Genomic DNA, 13,468 nt, shown 5'->3' with positions numbered 1-13,468 from the left:
AAAATTTACCTCGAATGTTAGACTTACTTCTAGCTGATTAGGTAGCCTTTTAGGTATTCTTTTTTATAATATTGATGCACATTATTTCAAATCAATTTGGCTTAAAGTAATCTTAAAATCCCTATTTTTAGGGGTTGATTTATATAAAAAAGATTGATTTGGAGTCTTAAGGATTGTATGTGGTGGGTTCACTAGGACTCGAACCTAGGACCATCCGGTTATGAGCCGGATGCTCTAACCAACTGAGCTATGAACCCACTTGTGAATTAAAGATGTAATTATACTTATTGTTTGCTTAAATATAGCTAAAATATCTAAATTTAGAACTAAATTTTAAAGTTTAAAACTTAAAAATTTAGAAGCAAACATAGCCACTTCAAGTGGCGTCCCCAAGAGGATTCGAACCTCTGGCCTCAAAATTAGGAATTTTGCGCTCTATCCTGCTGAGCTATGAGGACTTTAAACCTGTAATTATATCGTTTTTGAAATTAAAATTTATTGAAATTTTAGAATTTAGTAAAGAAGTTGAATTATTTAGCTTATTTTATATGAAAATACCATCACTTATCTTATAATATTAGTTTTTATTCTTAAATATTTGAGTTTATCATATTATTTTCAAATAAATTAAAAGTAGTTTTGCTTTAAAATTGACATTTATCAATAATTGCCCCTCTTACATTAAAAATAATTTTATAGAGTACCTATATTACTATAGCAATTCCAAATTAACTATTTATTTATATATTTATATCTTAAGTTTCTTACATGAGATTTCTAAAAACATCTAAGTTATTGCTTACACTAGTAGCAATACTTTTAAGTGCTGTATAAATTTAGTGTTGATTTTAGAGTCAACACCTAAAAATAGATATAAAAGCAGTACAAGAGTGGTATTTTTCATATTATTTGCTTTATTAAAATATGAGTTATATTTAATAAAAAAGTTTAAGATCTTAAAGTGATTATAAATAAGGAATAATTTAAAATATGATTTTTAAATTTAAGGTGGATTTCCACCTTAAATTCTAGCCATTTCTTTGTTTAATAATCTCATCAGCAACATTTCTTGGAACCTCATCATAGTGATCAAACTCCATAGAGTAAGTTGCTCGACCTTGAGTTTGGCTTCTAAGATCAGTTGAGTAACCAAACATCTCTGAAAGTGGACAAAACGCATCAATTATCTTATTTCCACCACGGTCACCCATATTATTTACCTGACCTCTTCTTTTGTTGATATCTCCAATAACATCACCCATGTAATCCTCTGGAGTTTCAACTTCAACTTTCATAATTGGCTCAAGTATAACTGCACCAGCCTTTCTAGCACCCTCTTTAAAGCCCATTGAAGCAGCTAATTTAAATGCCATCTCTGATGAGTCAACATCATGATAACTACCATCATAAACAGTAACTCTAACATCCTCAACTGGATATCCAGCTAAAACACCACCTTGCATTGCTTCTTGACAACCCTTGTCAACCGCTGGAATATACTCTTTTGGAATAGCTCCACCTTTAATCTCATTTATAAACTCATATCCAGTACCCGGCTCAAGTGGCTCTAAACGCAAGTATACATGACCATACTGACCACGCCCGCCTGATTGTTTAGCATATTTATACTCTTGTTCAACAGTTTGTCTAATAGTCTCACGGTAAGCAACTTGAGGTTTACCAATCTCAGCATCAACTTTAAATTCTCTAAGCATTCTATCAACAATAACTTCTAAGTGGAGCTCACCCATTCCTGAGATAATTGTTTGACCACTCTCTTCATCAGTTGTAACTCTAAAGCTTGGATCTTCTTGAGCTAGCTTTTGAAGCGCAATACCCATTTTCTCTTGATCTGCTTTAGTTTTTGGTTCAACTGCAACACTAATAACTGGATCAGGAAATTCCATTCTCTCAAGTATTACTTGATCCTTTTCACTTGCTAAAGTATCACCTGTTAAAGTATCTTTTAAACCAACTACAGCACCGATTTCACCGGCATAAAGTTCTTTAATGTCCTCTCTTTTATTTGAGTGCATTCTTAAGATTCTACCGATTCTTTCTTTTTTACCTTTTACGGTGTTATAAACATAACTACCACTTTCTAAAATTCCACGGTAAACTCTAACAAAAGTTAACTGTCCAACAAAAGGGTCAGTCATAATTTTAAATGCTAGTGCTGCAAATTCGCCATCATCTGTTGATTCAACTTTAACTTCAGTTCCATCTTCATACTCACCTTTTATATCAGGAACTTCATCTGGAGCTGGTAAATAATCAACTACGGCATCAAGTAGGGGTTGAACGCCTTTATTTTTAAAAGCAGTTCCACATAGCATTGGAATTATTTTAAGACCTAAACAACCTTTTTTGATACCCTCTTTTATCTCATCAACACTTAGCTCTTCACCACCAAAATATTTTTCCATCAAAGTATCATCTTGCTCTGCAACTGCTTCTACCATTTTTTCACGATACTCTTTAGCTTTGTCTACTAATTCAGCAGGAATATCTTTAACAACATAGTCAGTTGGAGTTTTTTCATCTTCCCAAACAAATGCTTTCATTGTTACCAAATCAACAACGCCTTTGAAATTATCCTCAGCACCTATTGGAATTTGAAGTGGAACTGGGTTTGCTTTTAATCTGTCTTTTATTTGAGCTTCAACACTATAAAAATTTGCACCAACTCTGTCCATTTTGTTAACAAAAACAATTCTTGGAACATGGTATTTATTTGCTTGTCTCCATACTGTCTCAGACTGTGGCTGAACTCCACCAACCGAACAAAATACTGCAACAGCACCATCTAAAACACGCATAGAACGCTCAACTTCAATAGTAAAGTCAACGTGGCCTGGGGTGTCTATAAGGTTGATTTGGTGATCTTTCCAAAAGCAAGTTGTTGCAGCAGAGGTAATAGTAATACCTCTTTCTTTTTCTTGCTCCATCCAGTCCATTGTTGCAGTTCCTTCGTGAGTTTCACCGATTTTATGGCTAATTCCTGTAAAGAAAAGAATTCTCTCACTTGTAGTTGTTTTACCAGCATCAATGTGAGCTGCAATACCGATGTTTCTAACCATATGTAAAGGTGTTTTTCTAGCCATTTTTTTCTCCTTTTTACCAACGATAATGAGCAAAAGCTTTATTTGCCTCTGCCATTTTGTAGGTATCTTCTTTCTTCTTAAATGAAGCACCTTTTGAATTTGCAGCGTCCATTAGTTCATATGCAAGTCTTTCTACCATAGTTCTTTCACTTCTTTTCCTAGCAAAAGTGATAATCCATCTAATAGCTAGTGCTTGTTGTCTAACTGGTCTAACTTCAACTGGAACTTGATATGTAGCACCACCAACACGGCGTGATTTAACCTCAAGGATAGGTTTGATATTTTCAATAGCATCATTAAAAACATCTATACCCTTTTGCTCGCTATCTTTGCTATCTATTAAATCAAGTGCTCCATACATTAGTTTTGATGCGGTGTTTTTCTTACCATCATACATTAATGCATTAATAAATTTAGTAACTACTTTATTGCCATATATTGGATCTGGCATTACCTCCCTAACGGGTGCTCTTCTTCTTCTCATTTTATTCCTTCAAATTTATTAAATTTTACTCAAACTAAACTAAATCTAGCGAGTTTAGTCTGTATAGCCAGACTATTTCTTAGGGCGTTTAGCACCGTATTTAGATCTTGAAACAGTTCTTTTTGCAACGCCAGCTGTATCAAGTGCTCCACGAACGATATGATACTTAACACCTGGTAAGTCCTTAACCCTACCGCCACGAACTAAAACAATGCTGTGTTCTTGTAGGTTATGACCTTCACCACCGATATAGCTAATAACTTCTATACCACTTGTTAGCCTTACTTTGGCAACTTTTCTAAGAGCTGAGTTTGGTTTTTTAGGTGTAGTTGTATACACACGAGTACAAACTCCGCGTCTTTGCGGACAATTCTTAAGAGCTGGTGATTTTGATTTATAAATCACTTTTTTGCGCTCTTTTCTAATTAACTGATTTATTGTAGGCACAATAATTCCTTTCAACTAAATTTATTAAAAAGACTGAATTATATCTAAGTTTAGCTTAGAGTTTTGTTAATGCATGAAATTTTATAGATTAATGAGATTTGAGTCTTTTAAATTTTAAAGTAATACAATTTTAGTTTTGTTAAATTTAAAGCAGCTCTATAAGTAATATTTACAAATAGAGCTTAAATTTAAAAATATTGTTATAAATTAAGATAAATTTTTAAAATTTAATCAGCTCTTACAACAAATTTTCCACCACCATTTAGCAGCAAACATATCGCTGAGCCTATATATAAATATACTATCTCAGGAGCTAAGCCACCATAAGAAGTAATACTAAAAAGCTTATCAGCATGAGCAACATAAAGTATCACCGCACAAGTTCCTAGAAGGATCAAAGAGCCAAGTCTAGTAAAAATTCCTAAAATTATCATAACTGGTGCTGCCACTTCTCCAACATAAACACCATATCCGATAAACTCAGGAATTCCTTTTGCTGCTAGCATACCTTTAACACCACTAATTCCACCTGTAATTTTAGAAATTCCGTGCATTAAAACATTTACACCTAAAAAAATTCTTAAAAATAAAAGTCCTAAATTTGGGTAATGGATGTATTTTGACATATCTTATCCTTATAATATATTTAAAACATTGATGTATAAATTTATAAGTTAGGGGGTAAATTCCCCCTAAATTTAGTTAGATTTGATCTTAATCTTATGATTTTTATAAAGACCTGTTCCAACAGGAATCATTCTACCTAAGATGACATTTTCTTTAAGATCTTCAAGATGGTCAAATTTACCTGCTATACTTGACTCTGTTAGAACTTTTGTTGTCTCTTGGAATGATGCAGCTGAGATAAAACTATCACTTCCAATAGCTGCTCTTGTAACGCCAAGAAGTATTGGCTCAGCAATCGCAGGCTCACCACCCATACTGATAATTCTTTCGTTTTCTTCTCTAAATTTTCGTCTGCTAATTAGATCACCCACTATAAAAGTTGTATTTCCACTATCTAAAATTCTAACCTGTCTAAGCATTTGAGAAACAATAATCTCAATGTGCTTATCACTTATGGCAACACCTTGACCACGATAAACTTGCTGAATTTCACTTATCAAATAATAATGAAGTGCTTTTTCACCTAAAACCCTTAAAACTTCGTGACTACTTACAACGCCATCTGTTAGTTTTTCACCAGCGTGAACAAACTCTCCAGCATGAACTTGAATTTGAAGGTTTTTATCTATTAAATACTCTGCACTACTTCCATCTGGAGAGTCTATGACAATTCTCTCTTTTGAACGAAGTGGTTTATCAAATCTTACCACACCATCTATCTCAGCAATAACGGCTGAATTTTTTGGTTTTCTAGCTTCGAAAAGTTCACTAACGCGTGGAAGACCTCCAGTAATATCTTGAGATTTAGCTACTGCTTTTGGAGTTTTAGCTAGTATATCAGCAAGTTTTACCTCATCTCCATCACTAACATGAATAACACTTTTTGGCTCCATTTGATATTTTAAAAGCTCCCCACTATTAGTTGCAACTATGATAGTTGGCTTAACACCTTGTGGCAAGTATTCATTAACAACGAGTCTGCTTGTTCCAGTCAAATCATCATACTGTTCAGCCACAGTATAACCAGGCTCTATATCTTCAAAACTAACAATACCAGCGCTCTCAGCAATAACTGGAGTAGCGTATGGATCCCACTCAGCTATTACGGTATTTTCATCCTTAGCTGGTCTAGCTATAACATCTCCTGCTTTGATCTTAGCATTGTCATTAAATTCTATGATAGATTTTCTTGGTATATAATACCTTGTAGCCTCTCTTCCAAGCTCATCAGCAACAACAACAAAAAGTCCTCTTTCTACTACCTCATCACCTTTTTTGATAGTTTTAACTCTTTGTAAAGCATCACCTTTTAAGATGAAAAATTTAAGAGTTCCCTTTGCTCCTGATTTGATAATCTGACCAACTGGTTCACCATCTGCTATTTTTATCTCACTTGCATAAGGTATACGAGTAGGAATATTCCAACCTTCCTTAATAACCTCAGCTATAGTCTCATCTTCTTTTACTTTAGCTCCACTTTCAAATGGCAAGTAAAATTTACCCTCTATCTTACCAGAAACACCAGCAAGCTCAGTTGCAACAGCAACATTTTTCTTTCTTATGGTAAATTTAGCCTCATCTTTTGATCCCTTAACGGTTAAAAATATATCTTCATGAGATACTTCAATACCTAAAACTCCATCAAATGGTGCTTTTATCTTTGGTTCAACCATCAAAATAGCGGCATTTCTTCTGTTTGAAACTATATGTTTGCCGTTATTTAAATAGGTATTGATATTATAATACCTTACAAAGCCCTCTTTTCTAGCAACAACTTGATAATCTTGTTGTTCTGCTGAAGCTGTACCACCAGCGTGGAAAGTTCTAAGAGTTAGCTGAGTTCCTGGCTCGCCAATTGATTGAGCAGCAATAATTCCTACTGCTTCACCCGGTTTTACAAGTTTACCCTCACCAAGGTTAATACCATAACATTTTGCACAAACGCCCTTTTTGGCTTTACAAGTTATAGGAGTTCTAATATTTACTGATTTTATTCCACTATCTGATATAAATTTAGCTTTTTCTTCGTCTATCAAAGTTCCTGCGGTAAATAAAATTTCATTTGTTATAGGATCAATAATATCATCACTTAAAACTCTTCCTAAAATTCTATCTTCCAAACTCTCTACTAATTCGCCATTTGCAGTAATCTCAGTAATCTCAATACCTTCATGGGTTCCACAATCTTCTTCAGTTACTTTAACATTTTGACCAACATCAATTAGCTTTCTTGTTAAATATCCAGCATTTGCTGTTTTTAAAGCAGTATCAGCAAGACCTTTTCTAGCACCGTGAGTTGATATAAAGTACTCTAAAACATTAAGTCCTTCTCTAAAGTTTGAGATAATTGGTGTTTCAATAATACTTCCATCAGGCTTTGCCATAAGTCCTCTCATACCAGCAAGTTGGCGGATTTGAGCTGCACTACCTCTAGCTCCAGAATCAGCCATCATATAAATAGAGTTAAAGCCGCCTTTATCAGATTTTACTGATTTCATCATCTCGTTTGCTATTTTTTTGTTAGTATCTGTCCAAACGCTAACTATTTTATTATACCTTTCATTATCTGTTAAAAGTCCCGCACCGTATTGACTTTGGATACTTTTAACCTCATCTTTTGCATCATTTATATATTTACTCTTTGAATCAGGAGTAATAATATCAGACATTGCAATTGAAATTCCAGCTTTTGTAGCAGAATCAAACCCTAAATTTTTAAGATCATCTAGGAATTTAGCAGTTCTTTCTAGACCGCCTTTTTTATAAACTTCATCAACTAAATTTGCAATATCTTTTTTCTTTAATATCCTGTTCCACATACTCTCTTCTATAAAATCAGGAACAATTGACTTGATGATAAGCCTACCTGCTGTTGTAAATATCGTACTTCCATCAACCATAGTCTTAATCTTTGCATGAATATCAAGATATCCAGAATCAACTGATACCATAACTTCATCAACATTTGCATAAATTTTATTTGCTCCTTTTGCGCCTTCTTTTTCTAAGCTTAGGTAGTAAATTCCTAAAACCATATCTTGGCTTGGAACAGATACTGCCTTACCGCTTGCTGGAAGAAGAATATTCATCGAACTAAGCATTAAAATTTTACACTCTGCGATTGACTCATTTGATAAAGGAACATGAACAGCCATTTGATCGCCGTCAAAGTCAGCGTTAAATGCAGCACAAACAAGCGGATGAAGCTTTATAGCTTTGCCTTCAACCAAAACTGGGTGAAAGGCTTGAATGGACATTTTGTGAAGCGTAGGGGCACGGTTTAGCATAACTGGGTAGTTTTTAACAACCTCTTCCAAACACTCCCAAACTTCATTTACCTTATCATCTATCATCTTTTTAGCTTGCTTAACTGTTGTAGCGTAACCTTTTTCTTGAAGTCTAGCAATAAGATGTGGTTTAAATAGCTCTAAGGCCATTGTTTTTGGAAGACCACATTGATCCATTCTTAGTTTTGGACCTATAACTATAACAGAACGACCAGAAAAATCAACTCTTTTACCAAGAAGATTTTGTCTAAAGCGACCTTGTTTGCCTTTAATAATTTCACTTAATGATTTAAGTGGACGTTTGTTTGCACCTTTAACTGCGTTTGCACGTCTACCATTATCAAACAAAGCATCAACAGATTCTTGAAGCATTCTTTTTTCATTTCTGATAATAATCTCAGGTGCATCAAGTTCCATAAGTCTTTTAAGTCTTGAGTTTCTATTAATAACTCTTCTATAAAGGTCATTTACATCACTAACTGCAAATTTACCACCGTCTAAATTTACAAGTGGCCTAAGATCTGCTGGAAGAACAGGAAGAGCTGTTATCATCATCCACTCTGGACGATTACCAGAAGATACAAAGCTTTCTACAACTTTAAGCCTTTTGATTATATTTTTCTTTTTAGCTTCTGAATTAGTAGCTTCCATCTCCTCTTTTAACTGAACTAGAATTTCAACCAAATCAAGCTCAGCAAGAAGATCTCTTATAACTTCTCCACCCATTTTTGCACTAAAGCCGGTATTAAAATATAGTTTTTCAAGTCTTTGATAAGTCTCTTCATTTAAAACATCATATTTTACTACCTTTTTAGTGTTTTCACTATCATAAAACGCCTCGCCTTCTTTATCTACAATGTAAGCTTCATAGTAAAGTACGCGCTCTAAATCTTTCATCTTTATGCCAAGTAGAGTTGCGATTCTACTTGGAAGTGAATTTACATACCAGATATGAGCAACTGGAGTTACTAGCTCAATATGACCCATTCTAGTTCTTCTAACTTTAGAAGTTGTTATCTCAACACCGCATTTTTCGCACTTATGACCTTTAAAACGCATCTTTTTATATTTACCACAAAGACACTCATAATCCCTTACTGGTCCAAAAATTTTAGCACAAAATAGACCATCTCTTTCTGGTTTTAATGTACGGTAGTTTATGGTTTCAGGCTTTTTAACCTCACCATGACTCCAAGACCTTATCTCATCAGGACTAGCAAGTTTTATCTGTACTGCATCAAAATCATGCGGTCTTTCGTTTTCTGTAACTTCAATCTTTTCTAATTCAAAATCACTCATCGCCCTCTACCTTTTTAAATATATCTATATCAAGTGCTAAAGATTTAAGCTCTTTAGTTAGCACGAAAAATGTCTCTGGAACGCCTGCACTTGGTACATTTTCACCTCGTATTAGTGCTTTGTAAGCTGCAAGTCTGCCATCAACATCGTCTGATTTTATTGTAAGCATCTCTCTTAGAGTGTAAGCTGCTCCATACGCCTCTAATGCCCAAACTTCCATCTCTCCAAATCTTTGCCCACCGCTTAGTGCCTTACCGCCAACAGGTTGTTGTGTAACTAAGCTATATGGTCCAGTACTTCTTGCGTGAACTTTTTCATCGACTAAGTGGTGAAGTTTAAGATAATACATACAACCTACATTTACTCTTTCTTTAAATTTCTCACCAGTTCTGCCATCATATAAATCTGTCTTTCCATCTGGATCTATACTTGCTAATTCAAATAGTTTAGTGAAATCCTCAGGTACAATTCCTTCAAAAACAGGAACTGCAAATTTAACTCCCCTACTCCAGTCTCTTGCGTATTTAAGTAAAGTTTCATTATCCATATTATCAAGTTCGGCTTTGGCATCCATAAGATTTGCTGTGTCAGCTATTGATATCATTTTATTTCTTAAATTCTCAAGCCATTCACCCTGTTTTTCTTCTAGAAGTCTTTCTATCTCATCTCCTAGCTTTACACCAACAAGTCCTAAGTGGCTCTCCATTATTTGACCAATATTCATACGACTTGGAACGCCTAGTGGATTTAAAACTATATCAACTCTTTTTCCACTTGGAAGATATGGCATATCAACTTCTGGAACTATAGTTGAAACTATACCTTTATTTCCATGTCGTCCTGCCATCTTATCACCAACCTTAAGTTTTCTTTTGGTTGCGATATAAACCTTAACAAGCTTAACAACGCCACTTGGCAAAATATCATCTTTTTCTAAAATTTCAAGCTTCTCATCATGTTCGTCTTTAAGCTTTCTTTTTTCATTTTGGAAGTGGTTTTTTATATCATCATACTCAGCTATAGTTTTGCTATCATAAGAATTTATAAAGTTATTTAGTGCAAAACGGTTAGAATTTTCAAGATCTTCTTTTGTAACGATATCACCTTTTTTATACTCACTTTTACCTAAATGTCCATCTTTTACTAATTTTTTAACAGATAAAAGTGAAGTAACTTTTAAAGTCTCTTCTCTATCAAGCATTAAAAGTCTGTCGTGATGCTCTTTTTCTAAATTTATCTTTTCACTTTCATATGATTCAATGGTTCTGCTATCTTTTTCATACCCTTTTTTTGTAAAAATTTTAACATCTACTACAACACCTTCCATAGATGAAGTAGCATATAGTGATTTATTTACAACATGACCTGCTTTTTCACCAAATATAGCTCTTAAGAGTCTTTCTTCTGGAGTTGGTTTAACCTCACCTTTTGGTGTGACTTTGCCAACCAAAATCATACCAGCTTTTATCTTAGTTCCAATCTTTACAATACCGCTCTCATCAAGATGAAGCAAATCTTCTTCTTTTACATTTGGAATGTCTTTTGTTATCTCTTCAACACCATCTTTTAGCTCTCTAGCATCAATCTCTTTTTCATAGATATGAACACTTGTATACTCATCATTTCTAATCATCTTCTCGCTCATTACAACTGCATCTTCATAGTTGTAACCATGCCATGGCATAAATGCAATAAGAGCGTTTTTACCGATTGCAAGCTCGCCTTGTTCCATACTTGAACCATCAGCTATAATTTGACCTTGAGCTACCTTATCTCCTTTTTTAACTATAGGGTGCTGGGAAAACATTGTATTTTGGTTTGTTCTTAAATTTTTCTCCATTAGGTAGTGGTCTATAAAAGGACCTTTTTCATCTTCACCTAATATAAATATATTTTTACTATCAACCTTTTCTATAACACCAGCTCTTTTTGCTTTTATAGCAAGCCATGAGTCTCTAGCGATAGTTGCTTCCATACCTGTTCCAACAATAGGCGCTGTGGCTTTTAGAAGTGGAACTGCTTGGCGTTGCATGTTTGAACCCATTAACGCTCTGTTTGCATCATCATGTTCAAGAAATGGGATTAATGAAGCTGCAACTCCTGTAACCATACCAGAACAAAGGTCTATTAGGTCTACTTCATCTTTTTTGACTAGAATTGTTTCACCATTTTTTCTAGCTTCTAAAATTTCATCTTTAAAACTTCCATCTTCATTAAGTCTAGCTGAAGCTGCTGCAATTACAAGTCCTTCTTCTTGAGTGGCTGTTAGATAAACCACCTCATCAACAACTTTACCTTCAACTACCTTTTTATAAGGAGCTTCTACAAATCCTAAATCATTTACTTTAGCATAAGTTGCTAAGGTATTAATAAGACCTATATTTTGACCTTCTGGAGTTTCAATAGGACAAATTCTGCCGTAGTGAGTTGGATGAACGTCACGAACTTCAAAACCAGCTCTTTCTTTAACCAAACCACCCTCACCAAGAGCCGAAAGTCTTCTTTTATGTGTAACTTCACTTAGTGGGTTTGTTTGATCCATAAACTGGCTTAACTGTCCACCTGTATAAAATTCTAATAATGCTGTTGTTATGGTCTTAGCGTTTATTAAATCATATGGCATAAGCTCATCAATACTACTACTTAGTGTTGTAAATTTATCCCTAATTGTTTTTTGCATTCTAACTAAGCCGTTATGAGTTTCATTTGCTAAAAGCTCACCAATTGATCTAATTCTTCTATTTCCAAGGTGATCCCTATCATCAATAAAACCTTCACCATTTTTAACACCGATGAGATATTTAGCTGTTTTAATAATATCCTCACTTGTTAAAACTGTAACATACTCAGGAGCATTAAGACCCAACTTATGGTTCATCTTCATACGACCAACTTTTGTTAAATCATATCTTTCAGGATTAAAGAAAAGATCTCTTACAAAATCTCTAGCTGCTTCTTTTACAACTGGCTCACCTGGTCTCATAACTTTATAAATTCTAATAGCTGCAAGATCATTTTCATCATCAACACCTTCAGTTTGAGCTAAAATTTTAAGTGATTCTGTGTCTTGCAAAAAGGCATTAATAATACTATTATCAACGCCTTTTGCGAGGTCGTTTGCTATAGTTATGGTCTTTTGAGTTTTTAAAATTTCAGCTATTTTTGTCTCATCTAAAGCAGATAAAATATCGTATAAAATTTCACCGCTTTCTGCATTAAACACAGGATTAGCGATATACCTTTCTGCTAACAGCTCAACTGGATACTCAACATAATCAAGCCCATCTTCAATAAGTCTTACTGCTTTTTTCTTAGATAGTCTTTTTCCTGCTTGATGAACAACATTTCCCTTTGGATCTTTTATATCATATTCAAGTCTTGAGCTATACTCATCTGGCAGAAATTTAGTAAGAAATTTACCATTTTCGATATGTAGAGTTTTTATAGGATAGAACAGTTTAATAATATCTTGTTTTGTATAACCAAGTGCTCTAAATAGTATAGTTATAGGCATTTTACGGCGTTTATTTATTCTAACGTACAAAACATCTTTTGCGTCATACTCAAAATAAAGCCAACTACCTCTATCTGGTATAATTTGAGCTGTGTAGATTCTTTTATTTGCTACAGTTGGGCTTTCTTCTTCTTTAAATATTACACCAGGGCTTCTATGTAGTTGATTAACCACAACTCTTTCAACACCATTTATTATAAATGAGACTCTATCGGTCATTAAAGGAATATCTCTTATAAAAATTTCTTGCTCTTTTGCATCCTTAACGCCAACTTTATCGCCTGTTTTTTCATCTTTATCATATAGTATTAAGCGAATCTTCATTTTTAAACTAACTGAGTATGTAAGACCGCGCTCCATACACTCTCTAACTGAGTATTTAGGTTTTAAAATTTCATATCCTGCATATTCTAAGCTTAGTCTATTTTGCGGATCATGAATTGGAAAGATTGACTTTAGTACTCTTTCTATACCACTCATATCAGAGCTATTTGGGTATAAAAAACTATCAAAACTCTTCTTTTGTAATTGTAATAAATTTGGAATTTCTATCTCTTTTTTAACCTTAGAAAAATCAATTCTTAGGCGGTTTCCTGAATATAGGGAATTTAACATCTATCTACCTCGTGGCAAAATTTTTGAAAGTAGGTTGGTGTGATAAACACACAAAATTTAGAGAGTCAAATTTAGACTCTCCTTTAAGTTT

Annotated in this window: 6 protein-coding genes and 2 tRNA genes; all 8 read right to left on the bottom strand. The window is 34.0% G+C overall.

Annotated elements, in window-relative coordinates; translation table 11 throughout:
- Positions 1–180 precede the first annotated feature (180 nt).
- Positions 181–257: transfer RNA gene (locus CCORG_RS02055), tRNA-Ile, on the bottom strand.
- A 124-nt stretch (positions 258–381) separates the two neighbouring features.
- Positions 382–458 (bottom strand) — tRNA-Arg (locus CCORG_RS02050).
- A gap of 570 nt (positions 459–1,028) precedes the next feature.
- Positions 1,029–3,104, bottom strand: a complete 2,076-nt coding sequence (gene fusA / locus CCORG_RS02045; RefSeq protein ID WP_025803092.1) for an elongation factor G — start codon at positions 3,102–3,104, stop codon at positions 1,029–1,031.
- A gap of 13 nt (positions 3,105–3,117) precedes the next feature.
- The gene (rpsG, locus tag CCORG_RS02040) at positions 3,118–3,588 is read right to left on the bottom strand and encodes a 30S ribosomal protein S7 (RefSeq protein ID WP_025803093.1); all 471 of its coding nucleotides are present in this window, start codon (positions 3,586–3,588) and stop codon (positions 3,118–3,120) included.
- A 72-nt stretch (positions 3,589–3,660) separates the two neighbouring features.
- Positions 3,661–4,035, bottom strand: a complete 375-nt coding sequence (rpsL, locus tag CCORG_RS02035) for a 30S ribosomal protein S12 (RefSeq protein ID WP_025803094.1) — start codon at positions 4,033–4,035, stop codon at positions 3,661–3,663.
- 227 nt (positions 4,036–4,262) lie between these two features.
- Positions 4,263–4,661, bottom strand: coding sequence for a DoxX family protein (locus tag CCORG_RS02030; protein ID WP_034971460.1), 399 nt, complete (start codon positions 4,659–4,661; stop codon positions 4,263–4,265).
- Between the two features lie 72 nt (positions 4,662–4,733).
- Positions 4,734–9,248 carry a DNA-directed RNA polymerase subunit beta' gene (gene rpoC / locus CCORG_RS02025; RefSeq protein WP_025803096.1) on the bottom strand — a complete coding sequence of 1,505 codons (4,515 nt, stop codon included), beginning with the start codon at positions 9,246–9,248 and terminating at the stop codon, positions 4,734–4,736.
- Positions 9,241–13,377, bottom strand: a complete 4,137-nt coding sequence (gene rpoB, locus CCORG_RS02020; RefSeq protein WP_025803097.1) for a DNA-directed RNA polymerase subunit beta — start codon at positions 13,375–13,377, stop codon at positions 9,241–9,243. Before rpoB ends, rpoC begins: the two co-directional genes overlap by 8 nt.
- Between the last annotated feature and the right edge of the window lie 91 nt (positions 13,378–13,468).

The organism is Campylobacter corcagiensis, from assembly GCF_013201645.1.
Taxonomy (GTDB): domain Bacteria; phylum Campylobacterota; class Campylobacteria; order Campylobacterales; family Campylobacteraceae; genus Campylobacter_B; species Campylobacter_B corcagiensis.
This window is presented reverse-complemented; position numbering and strand designations above follow the sequence as displayed.